The sequence below is a fragment of the Streptomyces sp. NPDC008139 genome, assembly GCF_042957025.1.
Classification (GTDB): domain Bacteria; phylum Actinomycetota; class Actinomycetes; order Streptomycetales; family Streptomycetaceae; genus Actinacidiphila.
Genome location: NZ_JBIBHM010000001.1, coordinates 597,350 through 611,950, shown reverse-complemented (window position 1 = coordinate 611,950; position 14,601 = coordinate 597,350). Strand labels below are relative to the sequence as shown.

Below are 14,601 nucleotides of genomic sequence, written 5' to 3'. Positions count from 1 at the left end.
CGCCCGTCCGCCACCCGGACCGCAGAACCGTCTGAAGGAGAACCCCTCGTGACCGGTACCGCCCCGACCTCTGATCTCACCGGCTGGCGCGCGGCCCCGTTCACGGGAGCCGGGCTCACCCACGACGTGTACGAGAAGGGCGCGGGGCCGGGAGTGGTGCTCGTCCCGGAGATTCCGGGCATGACGCCCGAGGTGCTGGGCCTGGCCGACCACCTGGTCGACCAGGGCTTCGCCGTGGCGATGCCGTCGCTGTTCGGACGGCCCGGCCGTAAGAACTCCACGCCCTACACGCTGTCCACCGTTGCCAAGCTGTGCGTGTCCGCCGAATTCCGGGCCTTCGCCGTCGACGCGCGGCGGCCGGTCGCGGACTACCTCAGGGCGCTGGTACGGGATCTGGCCGCGCGTACCCCCGGGCCCGGTGTCGGCATCGTCGGCATGTGCTTCACCGGCGGGTTCGCGCTGGCCGCCGCGGTGGAGGACGTGGTGCTCGCGCCGGTCGTCGCCCAGCCCGCGGTGCCGTTCCCGGTCAGCGCCAAGCGGTCCGCGGACCCCGGCCTCTCGCAGGGCGAGCTGGACACGGTGGTGAGCCGTACCAAGAACAGCGGACTGTGCGTGCTGGGCATGCGCTTCAGCGGGGACAGCGCGTCCCCGCGGGCCAGGTTCGACACCCTGCGGCGCAGTCTCGGCGACGCCTTCGAGGTGATCGAACTTGACTCCTCGAAGGGCAACGAGGGCGGCTTCCCCAAGGGAGCCCACCCCGTACTGACCGAGGAGATGCGCGAGATCCCCGGACACCCGGCGTACGCCGCGCGGGAGCGGGTCGTGAGCTTCCTGCGGGAGCGGCTGGTGCCCGCGGCCCCCTAGGGCCCGTCCGGCGGACCGGCCCCTGCGGCCGGGACTCGCGGACCTCCTCGGTGACGGTTGCGTCTCGACCGTCCCACCGATGTCACACCCACGGCCCCCGCTCACCTCTTGGGGGGCAAGGGGCTGTGGGTCGTGCAACGCCGTGCGGCCCGACGCGCGCGGCAAGGAGGAACCGTGAACAAATGGCGTGGTAATCCGTGGGTCATTCTGGCGATCCTGTCCTTCGGATTCTTCATGACCCTGCTCGACCTGACGATCGTGAACATCGCGATCCCCGACATGGTGGACAGCCTCGACGCGTCCCTCGACCAGATCCTGTGGGTCGTCAACGCGTACACCCTCGGGCTCGCCGTCCTGCTGATCACCGCCGGCCGGCTCGGTGACCTCGTCGGCAAGAAGAACCTGTTCATCGCGGGTGTGGGGCTGTTCACCCTGGCGAGTCTCGCCTGCGGACTCGCCCAGTCCCCGACCCAGCTCATCATCTTCCGGGCGATCCAGGGCATCGGCGCGGCACTGCTGCTGCCGCAGACCCTGTCCATGATCGCGGACGTGTTCCCCGACGAGAAGCGCGGTGTCGCGCTCGGCATCTGGGGCACGGTCGCGGGCCTGGCGTCGGTCGCGGGACCGAGCCTGGGCGGCCTGCTGGTCACCAAGCTCAACTGGCGCTGGATCTTCTACGTCAACGTGCCGATCGGTGTGCTGGCGATCATCGCCTCGCTCATGTTCATGCCGTCCGCGGCGCGTACGGTGCGGCACCGCTTCGACATCCCCGGCGTCGTCCTGACCACCATCGCCCTGTTCCTGCTCGCCTTCGGTCTGATCGAGGGCCAGAAGTACAGTTGGAACGGCGCGATCTGGGGCACGATCGCGGCCGGTGTCGTGGTGCTGGCGATCTTCCTGGTCTACCAGCGCGGCCAGCAGGACAACGAGCCGCTGGTGCCGTTCGTCCTGTTCAAGGACCGTAACTTCTCGGTGGTCAACTTCGTCGGTATCGCCGTCTCGTTCGGCGTCGTCGGCCTGCTGCTTCCGCTGACCATCTACCTCCAGTCGGTGCTCGGCTTCAGCGCGCTGAAGGCCGGTGGCGTGCTGGTGCCGATGGCGGTCGGCTCGATGCTCACCGCCGGGCCCTCCGGTGTGCTGGCCGAGAAGTTCGGCGGCAAGTACATCCTGATGGGCGGTCTGCTGGCGTACATCGGCGGTGTCTTCTGGATCGTGCGGACCGTCGAGGTCGGCCAGAGCTGGACCGGGCTGATCGCGCCGGTCGTGATCGTCGGCGCCGGTATGGGCTGCACCTTCACGCCGATGGCCACCGAGGTCATGCGCAATGTGCCGCCCAAGCTCACCGGCGCCGCGTCCGGCGTCAACAACGCGCTGCGGCAGGTCGGTTCCGTCATGGCGGGCGCCGTCATCGGCGCGGTGCTCCAGAACCAGCTCGCCTCCTCCCTCAAGGACCAGGCGGCGCAGCGCGCGGGCGCCGTACCGTCCGACTACCGCGCCGATTTCCTGAAGAACTTCGACAACGCGGGCAAGCACCTCGAGGTCGGCGGCCAGTCGAGCAGCGCCATGAAGTTCCCGTCGAACGTGCCCGCCGACATCGCCCACCGCATCCAGGACACCGCCGCGGCGGTCTTCGGGCACGGCTTCGTCGACGCCATGAAGCCGACCATGTACGTGCCGATGGCCGTGCTGTTCGTCGGTGTGATCGCCTGCCTGATCATCGTCGGGCCGAAGAAGTCGGCCGCGCCGGAGCCGGGTGCGGCCGTTCCCGGTCAGACGGACGGCGCGGGGTCTCCCGCGGCGGATTCGGCGGCCGATTCCGGAGCCGCCCACCGGTAGGCCGTCCCTCGGTAAAGCCGTCCATCGGCAAGCTCCCGCGGTTCTCCGAGTAGCCCTTCAGGGAGGGGAGAGTTGCCCTTTAGGGAGGGGTCGGGGGAGTCCGCACAATAACACCGGCGGCACTCGCGTCACTTCCGGTGCACCATTACCGGGGTTGACACCGGGTGTCGCCGCGTGTCACGCTTTATTGGGCAGTAGCAGTATGCCCAATTGCGGTTTGACGCCGGCGGACCACCGCCGCGACGCCGCCGCGTCCCACATCTTGGTCACCTCTTCTCGATCGCCGGGCCGACCCATCGGGGTCGGCCCGGCGATTGTTTTGCACGCCCTTTTTCAGATGCCCGCGTGTGCCCTGGGAATTCGGCCACACACCCGTCGTTGATTCTCCGCGCCGTCCGCGCAGGAGAGAGAGGGGCGCTCCGTGCCCAGCAAAGCCAAGGAATCCGTTCCGGTGAACAGCGCCTCCAAGACGCAGAACTGCGACGTCCTGATCATCGGGTCGGGCCTCGCGGGTTCGGTGAGCGCGGCGATCCTCGCCCGGCAGGGCAAGAACGTGGTCATGGTGGACGCCGCGACCCATCCCCGGATGGCGATCGGCGAGTCGATGACCCCGCAACTCATCGAGTGGCTGCACATCCTGGCGGTGCGCTTCGACGTACCGGAGATCAAGCACCTGCTGGACGTCAAGGCCGTCACCAAGAACATCGGCCCGACCCACGGCAAGAAGCAGAGCTTCGGTTTCATCAAGCACGAGAAGGGCCAGGAGCCCGACCCGCGCGACGCCACGATGTTCGTCATTCCCAAGGCGCTCACCGAGGCCGGCCACCTGTTCCGGCAGGACACCGATATGTACTTCTTCAACGTGGCGGCCAAGTACGGCACCACGACGCGGCAGAACTGGCGGGTCGCCGACCTGGACTTCGACGACTTCGGAGTGACGGTCACGGGGCAGAACGGCGAGGTCTTCCGGGCCCGTTACCTGATCGACGCGAGCGGCTTCCGCTCCCTGCTGGCCGAGAAGTTCGACCTGCGCGAGAAGCCCGCGCGCTTCAAGCACCACTCCCGGTCGATGTTCACCCACTACATCGGCATCAAGCCGTTCGACGAGGTCAGCCACCACCCGGAGAGCCTGCGCCCGCCGGCCAGCGCGCCCTGGCACGGCGGCACGCTGCACCACATGATCGAGCGCGGCTGGTTCTGGATCATCCCGTTCAACAACCACAAGGACTCCAAGAACCCGATCACCAGCATCGGGCTCACCATGGACGAGCGGACCTATCCCAAGCCGAAGGACCGCACCCCCGAGGAGGAGTTCCAAGGCTTCCTGGACCAGTACCCGGCGGTGAAGCGGCAGTTCGAGGGCGCCACGCGGGTCCGCGAGTGGGTCTCCACCGACCGGCTCCAGTACAGCTCCAGCCAGTCGATCGGCTACCGCTGGTGCCTGATGTCGCACGCGGCGGGCTTCCTCGATCCGCTGTTCTCGCGCGGTCTGTCCAACACCTTCGAGGTCGTCTACGCCCTGTGCTCCCGGCTGCTGCCCGCCCTGGACGACGACGACTTCGCCAACGAGCGATTCCAGTACGTCGAGGACGTCGAGCGCGGCCTGCTCCACTTCAACGACGAACTGGTGAACAGCTCGTACATCTCCTTCAGCCACTTCCCGCTGTGGAACGCGGTGTTCCGCGTCTGGGGCTCCTATCTCACGCCCGGCGCGCTGCGGTTGATCCGGGCGCGGGCGCGGTATGAGGAGAGCGGCGACGTGAAATGGCTGGACGATTTGGAGAAGACCCCCAATCCGGGTCTTTGGTGGCCGAACAGCCCGGATTTCAAGCAAACCGTCGAAATCATGGCGGAGGCGTGCGAGAAGTACGAGGCCGGTGACATCGACGGCGACGCGGCGGCCGAACTGATCATGGACAGTCTTCGTGCTTCGGATGAACTCAACCCCGTTTTCGGATGGGAGGACCCAGAAATCAAATTCGTGTACCCGACCACCGCGATGATGGCTAAGTTCATGTACTGGGCCAACTTCAAGGCTCCGGGCGAGATGCGCGAACTGGGTCGCGACATGGTAAGCGGAATTGTGCGGTCCGGTCTGCGTGGGCAGAAGTTCGTCTGACCCCGCCCGGCAATTTCCATCTGACCGAAAGTTGAACAGCACCATGATCAGTCGCAGAAAAGTCCTCGGTGCGGGCGCGACCGCGGTGGCTCTGTCAGGACTTGGGGCCACCGCCGGTTTCGCCGGCAGCGGGGCACCCTGGAGTCAGTTGCGCGCGCACCTCCAGGGCCGGCTCGTCCTGCCGACCGACTCCGGTTACACGACGGCGAAGCAACTCGACCTGCAACAGTTCGACGTGATCAACCCGCAGGCCGTCGCCTACTGCGTCAGCGCCGCCGATGTGGCGCTGACCCTGAAATTCGCGCAGGACAACTGCATACCCTTCGCCGTGCGCAGCGGAGGGCACAGCGGCGGCGGGTACTCCACGAGCACCGGCCTGGTGATCGACGTCTCCGGGCTCAACTCCATATCCGTCGGCCAGAACACGGTGACCGTCGGCACCGGCGTCCAGGGCGTCGACGCCATCGACGCGCTCGCGCCGCACGGCAAGGCCATCATCGGCGGCTACTGCCCGACGGTCGCCGTCGGCGGCTTCTACCAGGGCGGCGGCCTGGGCGTGCTCACCCGCTCCTACGGCGTCGGCTCCGACCGGATCGCCTCGGCGAAGGTGGTGCTCGCCAACGGCGACGTCGTCACCGCCTCACCGACCCAGAACCGGGACCTCTACTGGGGCATACGCGGCGGTGGCGGCGGCAACTTCGGCGTCGTCACCTCGTACGACATCACCACCGTCGACGTCTCGCAGCTCGCCGTGGTCAATCTGAACTGGACCTTCGACAAGGCCGCCGACGTCCTGGACGGGTACGCGCGCTGGTCCGTCAACGCGCCGCGCACGCTCAGCGGCGGCGCCTTCCTCCAGCTCTTCGACGCCTCGCCGGGCGCGCCGGTCAACGTCATGGTCTTCGTCGCCTCCACCGGCACCACGGCCGAACTCACCAGCGAGGTGGCGCGATTGGTGGCGCTGACCGGGGCACCGGCCAGCCAGACGCCCGCGAGCGTCGTGCCGTACCAGCCGCTCATGATGGGCTTCTTCCGGTGCGCGGCCGATGTGACCGCCTGCCACCGGGCCGACACCACGCCCGGCGGCACGCTTCCCCGGTCGGCGTTCGGCCTCCAGCGCAGCCGGTTCTTCAACCGGCTGCCGTCGCGCAGCGTGTGGGACAACGCGGCGGCGCTCTTCGAGACCCTGCGGGTGCCCGGCCAGGCGCACCTCATGGAAGTGCTTCCGCTGGGCGGGGCGGTGCGGGATTTACGCCGTACCGACACCGCGTTCGTCCACCGCGACGCGCTGTTCACGGTGAACTTCCTCGTCGACATCGGGTCCCCGGACGCCGCCGACTCCGCGGGCAGGGCGGCGGGTCAGGCGTTCGTCGACAACGGCTTCCGCGTCATCGACCGGCAGTCCTCCGGTGAGACCTACCAGAACTTCATCGACCCGGAACTGCCCGACTGGCGGCAGGCGTACTACGCCGAGAACTACCCGCGGCTGTCCGCCGTGAAGCACCGCTACGACCCGCACGGCGCCTTCAGGTTCGCCCAGAGCATCCGCTAGGGGCCTGACGGCGACACAGCGACATCCCTCTCACGACAGCGGGGTGGCCACGGACTTCCGTGCCACCCCGCTGTCGTGTGTCCGGACGCGTACGCCCTTGGCCCGACCTCCCAGCCGCTCCTGTCCCCGGAGGACTGCGATGAGAAGCATCGCGTTGCACAGCCTCGCGCCGCACAACGACCTGCAAGTCGCCACGATGCTGGCGGGCATCGCCTTCGTCCTGCTGGTCGGAGTGCTGCTCGGCACTCTCGCCAAGCGGGTCCGCCAGCCCGCGGTGATCGGCGAGATCCTCGCCGGTATCGCGCTCGGCCCCAGCCTGCTCGGGCTGCTGCCCGGCGACCTGTCGCACAAGCTGTTCCCCGCCGACGTACGGCCGCTGCTGTCCGCGGTCTCCAACGTGGGCCTGATGCTCTTCATGTTCATGGTGGGCTGGGAGTTCGAGAAGCGGATGCTGCGTCCGCACCGCGGTCTGGCCGCGTCGGTCTCGCTCTCCTCGGTCGCCTGCGCCTTCGGACTCGGCGTCGCGGTGGCCGCGCTGCTCTACCCGCACCACAACACGGTGGCCGGGCACCACATCTCCTTCGTCACCTTCTCCACGTTCATGGGCGCGGCCATGTCGGTGACGGCCTTCCCCGTACTCGCCCGGATCCTCACCGACAACCGGCTCACCCACTCGCGGGTCGGCACCCTCGCCCTGGCGAGCGCCGCCGTGGACGACATCCTCGCCTGGTGCATGCTGGCGTACGTCTCCGCGCTGGTCACCTCCAGCGGCGCCGGTGACCTCTTCCAGGTGCTCGGCCTGAGCGCGGCCTACGTGCTCGGCATGTTCGTCCTCGTGCGGCCCGCGCTGGCCGCGGTGGTCAGGTTCTTCAGCGAACGCCAGCAGTGGCGGGCCCTGTTGGTGGTCATGGCGGCCGGTACCTTCCTGTCGTCCTACCTGACCACCTGGATCGGCATCCACGGCATCTTCGGCGCCTTCCTCTTCGGCTTCATCATGCCGCGCGAGCCCGCGCTCCAGCTCGCCGAGCACCTGCGCAAGCCGCTCGACCACGTCAGCCTGATCCTGCTGCCGGTGTTCTTCATCGTCACCGGCCTCGGCGTCGACATCAACGGCCTGCACGCCCGGCAGTACCTGGAGCTGGCCGCGATCCTGGTCGTCGCCTGCACGGGCAAGCTGCTCGGCGCGATGGTGCCCGCCCGGCTGTTCGGCCTGTCCTGGCGGGAGTCCAGGGCGCTCGGCCTGCTGATGAACACCCGAGGGCTGACCGAGCTGATCATCCTCAACACCGCCGTCCAACTCGGCGTCCTGGACAGCCAGATGTTCACCATGATGGTGATCATGGCGCTGGTCACGACCGCGCTGGCCGGTCCGCTGCTGCCCAAGAGCAGCGAGCTGATGGCCACTTCGACGGTGGGCGTCGAGGTCGGCGAGGCGGAGGCGGCGGGCAAGGCCGAAGCGGGGGCCGGGGCAGCCGCGGGCGAGAAGGGGCGCTCGTGAACGCGCCCTCCGATCAGGTGCTGCACCAGCCGGAGCCGGTGGAGGGCAGGCTGCTGCGCAATGTGTGCGGCCTGTTCGTCACCGGCGTCACCGTCATCACCAGCGGCGCGGAAGGGCGTTCGGAGGGGACGACGGTCAACTCGTTCACCTCCGTCTCGCTCGACCCGCCGCTCGTGCTGTTCTGCCTGCACAAGGAGTCGCGGCTGCGCGCGGTCATCGACGAGGCCGGCTCCTTCGTGGTGAATTTCCTGTCGGGGCCGCAGGAGCCGCTGGCCCGCGCCTTCGCGGGCAAGGACACCTCGGCCGTCAAGGACGTGCCCCACCACCACTCGGCCGAGGGCATGCCGGTGCTCAGCGAGGCACTGGCCTTCCTGGCCTGCCGCCTGGACAAGGAGTTCGACGGCGGCGACCACACCATCTTCGTCGGCCGCGTCGTCGAACTCGGCGTGCCCCGCGAGTACCAGGAACCGCTCATCTTCTTCCGCGGCTCCCTGGGCGCGCTGGAGGAGGAGCCGCGGGGAGCGCACCCCATCTTCGACGGCTGAGCGGGCCCGCACGTCAGCCATCCACGTCACGTCACGCACCGCCCATGACGACGAGAGGACACACCATGGCGTTCGAATTCGAGGCCGTCGACCCGAAGGTCTCCTTCGAGACCCAGCTCCAGCAGGAGGACTCGGGCACCGTCGTACTCATCAACACCCTTGTCGTGCCCGAGGGGCAGATGGACAAGACCCTGGAGAGCTGGGCGCTCGACGCCGCCTACATGAAGTCCTGTGACGGCTGCATCTCCACCCAGCTCCACCGCGGCACCGCGGGCAGCAACACCCTGGTGAACATCGCGATCTGGGAGTCGACCTCCTCGCTGCTCGCGGCCTTCATGTCGGCCGAGTTCCAGGAGAAGGCCGGCGCCTACCCCGACGGTCTGCTCGCGCGGCCGTTCATCGCGGAGAAGGTCGCCGTCCAGGGGATCTGCGTGGCCTAGGGACTGTCCGCCGACCCGGCCACCGCGCATCAGTGAGGAGCTCTTCGATGAATGCGATCAGCATCGCCGCGGAAACCGTCGATCCCCTTCCGCAGCACACACTGCTGGTGTTCCTGCTCCAGATCGGCGCCCTGCTCGTCCTGGCCCTCGTGCTGGGACGGCTGGCGAGCAGGCTCGGCATGCCGACCGTCGTCGGAGAACTGGCCTCGGGTGTCTTACTCGGGCCCTCGCTCCTGCTGCACGTGGCGCCGGGCCTGTCCGGCTGGCTCTTCCCCCGCGACCCCACCCAGATGCACCTGCTGGACGCCGTCGGGCAGCTCGGCGTGCTGCTGCTCGTCGGCTTCACCGGCATGCACCTGGACCTGAAGGTGGTCCGCAGGCAGGGCGGCAAGGCGGCGGGCGTCAGCGCCGCCGCCCTGCTGCTGCCCTTGGCGCTCGGCGTGTGGCTCGGTTACGCGCTGCCGGGTGAACTGCGGCCGGGCGACGCCGATCCGGCGGTCTTCGCCTGGTTCGTCGGCGTCGCCATGTGCGTCAGCTCGATCCCGGTGATCGGCCGGGTGCTGGTCGACATGAAGCTGATCCACCGCAATGTCGGCCAGATGATCCTGGTCGTCGGCACCATCGACGACGCCGTGGGCTGGCTGCTGGTCTCCGTCGTCACCGCGATGGCCACCACCGGAGTCGGCGCGGGCGAGATCGCCACCCCGCTGTGGCACCTCGCCGTCGTCATCGTCGTCCTGCTGACCGGCGGCCGGTGGCTGGTCGGCCGGGTGCTGCGCTGGGCCGAGCGCTCCGGTTCGCGCGGCGTGACCATCTCCGCCACCGTCATCCTGCTCGTACTGGCGGGCGCGGGCGCCCAGGCGCTCGGTTTCGAGGCGGTGTTCGGCGCCTTCCTGTGCGGCATCCTGATCGGCTCGCGCGGTACGGACGCGCAGGCACGGCAGTTGGAGCCGCTGAACGCCACCGTGCTGTCCTTCCTGTCCCCGCTGTTCTTCGCGCTCGCCGGGCTGCGGATCGACCTGACGTCGCTGACGCGTCCGAAGATCGCGCTGTGGGGACTGGCCGCGCTGGCGATCGCCGTCGCCGGGAAATTCCTCGGCGCCTTCATCGGCAGCGCCTTCAGCCGCCTCACCCGCTGGGAGGCCCTGGCGCTCGGCGCCGGGATCAACGCGCGCGGGGTGATCCAGGTGGTCATCGCCGTGGTCGGCGTACGGCTCGGCCTGCTGACCACCGCGATGTACAGCATCATCGTGCTGATCGCGATCCTCACCCCGCTGATGGCGCCGCCGATCCTGCGGGTCGCGATGAAGCGGATCGAGAGCACGGCGGACGAGGAACTGCGCGAGCAGCGGGTACTGGCCCTGCAAGGGGTTCCGGAGGGACGTACGGACGGGCGTCCTGACGAACTCGCGGACGGTCTGACCGACGGACCCACCGACGGGTTCGCGGACGCCGGAAAATCCGATCCGGCGGCCGATACCCCCGTCACCCAGGAACGCGGCGTCCCGGTCCACCCCACGTGACATGCCCCACGTGGGGAGGACCGGGACAGCCGCTCGGCTCAGCCCGCCCGCGGACCGGACTCGTCGAGGCCGTCGTCGCCGGGTTCGATCGCCTTCCTCGGCTCGGCGGCCTCGATCTGTCCCGCGGTCGTGTCCTCGTCCCCGTCGTCCAGACCGTCCAGCCGTACGCGGGAGAGCTTGTCCGGGTTGGTGACCAGATAGATGTCGGTGACCTGGTCGTTGCTCGGATTGAGGTCCATGACCATGACCGCGTAGGGGGAGTCGCCGGAGAAGACCACGGCGGACGGGTCGCCGTTGACGTGCCGGTAGCGGATGTCGAGGGCTTCCGGCAGCCGGCTGGTGGCGTAACCGTTCAGCAGCCGGGCGACCTTGTCGCGGCCCGTGACCGGGCGCAGCGCGGAGCGGACCTTGCCGCCGCCGTCGGTCCACATCGTCACGTCCGGCGCGAGCAGGCTCATCAGGTCGGCTATGTCGCCGCCGAGCGCGGCGGCGACGAACCGCTCGGTGACCTGCTGCTGGAGGTGCGGATCGGCCTGGTAGCGGGGCCGCCTGGCCTGGACGTGTTCGCGGGCCCGGTGGGCGAGTTGCCGGATCGCGGACGGGCTGCGGCCGAGAATTTCGGAGATCTCGGTATGCGCGTAACCGAACACCTCGTGCAACACGAACACCGCGCGTTCCAGCGGGGTCAGCGTCTCCAGAATGACCAACAGTGCCATGGACACGGATTCGTTGCGCAGCGCGGATTCCGCGGCGTCCGTCGCCTGCGCCGCCTGCGGGGTGTTGCGCGCTTCCGGAATCTGCGTGATCAACGGTTCCGGCAGCCAGGGTCCGATGTACGTCTCGCGGCGGCGGCTGATCGTCGCCTGCCGGGCGAGCGCCTGGTTGACCGCGATCCGCACCAGGTACGCGCGCGGGTTGTCGATCTCCTCGGCGTGCGGCTGGCGGACTCTCCGCGCCCAGGCCAGCCAGGTCTCCTGAAGGACGTCCTCGGTGTCCGAGACGCTGCCGAGCAGGTTGTAGACCACCGAGAACAGTAACTCCCGATGACCCACGAACACCCGTGTGGCGGTGTCGTCGGGCAGCTCCGCCGGGTTGTCGGACATGGTGGGCCTCCCAGTGTGACGCGCGCTCCTGTCACCTGAGATGAATGGCCCCCGCCCGAGTGTGACATCGGCCGGGAAAGATGTTGCGCTATTACGGACCGCTGTCGTTTTTCTTCTCTCTTTTCTCCGTTCTTTTTCCCCGTGCGAGTCCCTCAAAGAAGGAGCACAGTCATGTCCGTTAAGCGGCGGCTGGCGCGCGTGAACAAGTATTTCGGCAATCGGATCGTCGGCCGGATCCTCCCCGCCATGCCGGGGTTCGGCGCGGTCTACCACAAGGGCCGCAAGTCCGGCCGGGAGTACCGCACGCCGGTCAAGGTCTTCAAGAAGAACGGCCACTTCATCCTGTCCCTCCCGTACGGCGCGGAGTCCGACTGGGTCAAGAACGTGGTGGCCGCGGGCGGTTGTGAGATCAAGACCCGCGGCAAGCGCGTCCCGGTGGTCGCGCCGCAGGTGTACATCGACGACAACCCCGACATCCCCGCCGTCCTGCGCTGGGCGCTCCAGCGGCTGCGTATCGACGAGTTCATCTCGCTGAAGATCGTCGAGACCACGGCGGAGACCGGGGTCACGGCCGAGCGCGTCTGAGCACGATCGGTGAAGACGCGTGAGGAGGAGTGATCGCGCATGCCCGCACCGAATTGGCGCGCCTTCGGCCGGGCCGCCGCCCGGTTCTGCGGGGACCGGCTGCTGCGGGCCCTGATCTCGCTGGGCTCGACGACCGTCGGCGTCTCGTCGTCCGAGTGGTGGCGCGGGCGCGGCGAGTACTGGTGGGAGGGCGCGGCGCCCACCGAGGGCTCAGGCCCGCGCGCGGTCGCCGCGGCGGCCCGTCGGAAGCCCGGCGGCCTCGACGATCCCGGCGTGCTGCGCAAGCTGCGCGCGCTGCGCGGCAGCCAGGACCTGCCGGGTCCCGGCGACCCGTACGACGGCTGTCTGGACGCGGCGCCGCGCTGGCACCCGGAGCGCCGCGCGGCCGGCGGCAGGTGAGGTGAGGCGAGGTGAGGACGACCGGCGGCCGGCCGTCAGCCCGTCAGCGGTCGGCGAGTTCGTCGGTCGCCTCACGTCCCGCCCGCGCCGCGCGGGACAGGAAGTCGGCGATCAGCACCAGTTCGGCGTCGTCGTAGTCCGCGCAGATCACGTCCATCGACTTGTTGAGCCCGGCGAACATCTCGGCCGTCTCGGTCTCGCGCTCCTTGATGACCTGGACGAGGACCGCCCGCCGGTCGCTGGGGTTGGGCGTACGGACCACCCAGCCGCCGCGCTCCAGCCGGTCGAGCACGCCGGTCAGCGTGGCCGGGTGCAGGCCCGCGTGCTTCGACAGCGCGGTCGGTCCGATCGGTCCGAAGCGGCTGACCAGGTCCAGGCACTCCAAGTCGGCGTCGCGCAGGCCGAGATGAGTGCCGACCCGGTGGTTCAGCAACGCCATTTGGACGGAGAGATCGCGCAGCGCGTCCTTGATCCTCGTGTTCAGTCGCCTCCGCCGCCGTATTGTCGACGCGGCTCCGGGCAGTGTGGAATCCATACGCAACGTTCCTCGCATCGATAGCACGCGGAGATATGAAACTACCCCAACACCCGATTCGGGCCGCTGGTCGACCGCTGGAGCCTTCGGCCCCGGTCGGGCGGCGAATATCGGCGGGGTTCAGGCGGACACCCTCTCACAGGTCCTTTACAAACTCGTAGGGCTCTCCCCGAATCCTCCGCGCCTCGCGCGGTGCCCGTTGTCGGTAGCAGGCGTGCGCCTCCCGGCAACCGTGGGCTCGTGCCCCAACGTGGCCGGATCGAGCCGCCTGTCGCTCGTCACCCTCCGTGCTCACCTCGCCCGCCAACACCATCGGTCCCGCCCGTATCGCGCGCGGAGCGCCCTCTCAACACCCCTTCTGGGCAGGCAAGTTGCTAGGTGCATAAGGCAACTGGGCGGGAGATGGGTAGTTTTGTCGGACATTGGACAACCTCCACAGGCCACCCACAACTTCTCACTATCTGTTGTTCATTTTCTCCTCAGGTGAACAGTGTCATTCGGCCATTGAGGCCCCGTTCACTCCTCGCAGCGCGACGCCATTCGGCGCGCGGGAGCGCTGGGGGGAGAACGACACGTGACATCCACACAAGTGGTGTCCCGCACGCCCGAGTCGGTCGGGGGCGACGACGCCCCCCGGCGGCTGCGGGCGGCCAAGGGGATCGGGGACCGGATATTCCGCGGGCAGCTCACGGCCGCCGGTGTCGCCGTACTGGCGATCATGGCGGCGGTCGGCCTGTTCCTGCTGCTCCGGGCGAGCCAGGCGCTGCGGGTACGCGGCTTCGCGTTCCTGACGACCGCGCAGTGGCAGCCCGACGTCCACAACTTCGGCATCGCCGCCGTCCTCACCGGGACCGTGCTGATCGCCGCCGTGGCCGTCTGCTTCGCGCTGCCGCTCGCGGTCGGCACCGCGCTGTTCATCTCGGAGATCGCGCCGCGCCGCGTGCGCCGCACCCTGGTCGCGATGGTCGACCTGATGGCCGCCGTGCCGTCCGTCGTCTACGGCCTGTGGGGCCTGTTCTTCTTCCAGGGCCATGTGATCGGCCTGTCCCGCTGGCTGTCCACCTGGTTCCACTGGGTGCCCTTCCTGCGCGTGGACGGCGTCGAGCCGGGCGAACCCCTCTCCTCCGCCAGCGTGTACACCGCCTCCACCTTCATCGCCGGAATCGTCGTCGCGATGATGGTGGCCCCCATCATGTGCTCGGTCATGCGCGAGGTCTTCGCGCAAGCCCCGGCCGGTGAACGGGAGGGCGCCTACGCGCTCGGCTCCACCCGCTGGGGCATGATCCGCTCGGTGGTGCTGCCGTACGGCCTGGGTGGCGTGATCGGCGGCACGATGCTGGGGCTCGGCCGGGCGCTGGGCGAGACCATCGCGGTCTACCTGATCATCTCCCCGGTCTTCCAGATCCAGCCCCACATCCTCCAGACCGGCTCGAACTCCGTCTCCTCACTGATCGCCCTGCACTACGGCGACTCCTCGGACTTCGGCATGTCGGCGCTGATGGCCGCGGGCCTTGCCCTCTTCCTGCTCACCCTGGTCGTCAACTTCACCGCGTCCACGATCGTCGCGCGGTCCCGCTCCGGCTCGCTGAGCGAGGGGTGACG

General features: G+C 68.8%; 13 protein-coding genes. 11 read left to right on the top strand and 2 right to left on the bottom strand.

The window, feature by feature from the left end; translation table 11 throughout:
- Nucleotides 1-48 precede the first annotated feature (48 nt).
- The 8 genes from ACFZBB_RS02575 (at nucleotide 49) to ACFZBB_RS02540 (ending at nucleotide 10,377) form a co-directional block, all read left to right on the top strand.
- Nucleotides 49-864: a dienelactone hydrolase family protein gene (locus tag ACFZBB_RS02575; protein ID WP_391117011.1), complete on the top strand. Its 816-nt coding sequence runs from the start codon at nucleotides 49-51 to the stop codon at nucleotides 862-864.
- A gap of 174 nt (nucleotides 865-1,038) precedes the next feature.
- Entirely contained in the window at nucleotides 1,039-2,700 is a 1,662-nt protein-coding gene (locus tag ACFZBB_RS02570; RefSeq protein ID WP_391117009.1) for a DHA2 family efflux MFS transporter permease subunit, read from the top strand.
- A gap of 421 nt (nucleotides 2,701-3,121) precedes the next feature.
- A complete protein-coding gene (locus tag ACFZBB_RS02565) occupies nucleotides 3,122-4,819 on the top strand; it encodes a tryptophan 7-halogenase (protein ID WP_391117007.1) in 1,698 nt (565 codons plus the stop codon).
- Between the two features lie 43 nt (nucleotides 4,820-4,862).
- Complete coding sequence (locus ACFZBB_RS02560) at nucleotides 4,863-6,371, top strand: FAD-binding protein (protein ID WP_391117005.1); 1,509 nt, start codon at nucleotides 4,863-4,865, stop codon at nucleotides 6,369-6,371.
- A gap of 139 nt (nucleotides 6,372-6,510) precedes the next feature.
- Nucleotides 6,511-7,869 (top strand): cation:proton antiporter, encoded by a 1,359-nt coding sequence (locus ACFZBB_RS02555; protein WP_391117003.1) that lies wholly within the window; start codon nucleotides 6,511-6,513, stop codon nucleotides 7,867-7,869.
- Nucleotides 7,866-8,414 carry a flavin reductase gene (locus ACFZBB_RS02550; RefSeq protein WP_391117001.1) on the top strand — a complete coding sequence of 183 codons (549 nt, stop codon included), beginning with the start codon at nucleotides 7,866-7,868 and terminating at the stop codon, nucleotides 8,412-8,414. The genes ACFZBB_RS02555 and ACFZBB_RS02550 overlap by 4 nt, the downstream gene beginning before the upstream one ends.
- A 65-nt stretch (nucleotides 8,415-8,479) precedes the next feature.
- Nucleotides 8,480-8,854: an antibiotic biosynthesis monooxygenase gene (locus ACFZBB_RS02545; RefSeq protein ID WP_391116998.1), complete on the top strand. Its 375-nt coding sequence runs from the start codon at nucleotides 8,480-8,482 to the stop codon at nucleotides 8,852-8,854.
- Nucleotides 8,855-8,901: 47 nt separating this feature from the next.
- A complete protein-coding gene (locus ACFZBB_RS02540; protein ID WP_391116996.1) occupies nucleotides 8,902-10,377 on the top strand; it encodes a cation:proton antiporter in 1,476 nt (491 codons plus the stop codon).
- Between the two features lie 38 nt (nucleotides 10,378-10,415).
- Here the strand turns inward: ACFZBB_RS02540 and sigJ are convergent, their stop codons facing one another.
- The gene (gene sigJ / locus ACFZBB_RS02535) at nucleotides 10,416-11,480 is read right to left on the bottom strand and encodes an RNA polymerase sigma factor SigJ (RefSeq protein ID WP_391116994.1); all 1,065 of its coding nucleotides are present in this window, start codon (nucleotides 11,478-11,480) and stop codon (nucleotides 10,416-10,418) included.
- 171 nt (nucleotides 11,481-11,651) lie between these two features.
- Between sigJ and ACFZBB_RS02530 the strand changes: the two genes are divergently transcribed.
- Together ACFZBB_RS02530 and ACFZBB_RS02525 are read left to right on the top strand one after the other, a co-directional pair.
- Nucleotides 11,652-12,065, top strand: coding sequence for a nitroreductase family deazaflavin-dependent oxidoreductase (locus ACFZBB_RS02530; RefSeq protein ID WP_391116992.1), 414 nt, complete (start codon nucleotides 11,652-11,654; stop codon nucleotides 12,063-12,065).
- A gap of 39 nt (nucleotides 12,066-12,104) precedes the next feature.
- Nucleotides 12,105-12,464: a hypothetical protein gene (locus ACFZBB_RS02525; RefSeq protein WP_391116990.1), complete on the top strand. Its 360-nt coding sequence runs from the start codon at nucleotides 12,105-12,107 to the stop codon at nucleotides 12,462-12,464.
- Nucleotides 12,465-12,507: 43 nt separating this feature from the next.
- On the opposite strand, the gene ACFZBB_RS02520 is transcribed toward ACFZBB_RS02525, so the two are convergent.
- Nucleotides 12,508-12,999, bottom strand: a complete 492-nt coding sequence (locus ACFZBB_RS02520) for a MarR family transcriptional regulator (protein WP_355337104.1) — start codon at nucleotides 12,997-12,999, stop codon at nucleotides 12,508-12,510.
- A gap of 574 nt (nucleotides 13,000-13,573) precedes the next feature.
- Between ACFZBB_RS02520 and pstC the strand changes: the two genes are divergently transcribed.
- Nucleotides 13,574-14,599: a phosphate ABC transporter permease subunit PstC gene (gene pstC, locus ACFZBB_RS02515; RefSeq protein ID WP_355337106.1), complete on the top strand. Its 1,026-nt coding sequence runs from the start codon at nucleotides 13,574-13,576 to the stop codon at nucleotides 14,597-14,599.
- Nucleotides 14,600-14,601 lie beyond the last annotated feature (2 nt).

What these genes read in the sequence shown, in the direction of transcription:
- ACFZBB_RS02545 (WP_391116998.1), top strand. Translation starts at nt 8,480, where the DNA reads ATGGCGTTCGAATTCGAGGCCGTCGACCCGAAGGTCTCCTTCGAGACC.
- ACFZBB_RS02525 (WP_391116990.1), top strand. Translation starts at nt 12,105, where the DNA reads ATGCCCGCACCGAATTGGCGCGCCTTCGGCCGGGCCGCCGCCCGGTTC.
- sigJ (WP_391116994.1), bottom strand. Translation starts at nt 11,480, where the DNA reads ATGTCCGACAACCCGGCGGAGCTGCCCGACGACACCGCCACACGGGTG.
- ACFZBB_RS02540 (WP_391116996.1), top strand. Translation starts at nt 8,902, where the DNA reads ATGAATGCGATCAGCATCGCCGCGGAAACCGTCGATCCCCTTCCGCAG.
- ACFZBB_RS02560 (WP_391117005.1), top strand. Translation starts at nt 4,863, where the DNA reads ATGATCAGTCGCAGAAAAGTCCTCGGTGCGGGCGCGACCGCGGTGGCT.
- ACFZBB_RS02555 (WP_391117003.1), top strand. Translation starts at nt 6,511, where the DNA reads ATGAGAAGCATCGCGTTGCACAGCCTCGCGCCGCACAACGACCTGCAA.
- ACFZBB_RS02520 (WP_355337104.1), bottom strand. Translation starts at nt 12,999, where the DNA reads ATGGATTCCACACTGCCCGGAGCCGCGTCGACAATACGGCGGCGGAGG.
- ACFZBB_RS02530 (WP_391116992.1), top strand. Translation starts at nt 11,652, where the DNA reads ATGTCCGTTAAGCGGCGGCTGGCGCGCGTGAACAAGTATTTCGGCAAT.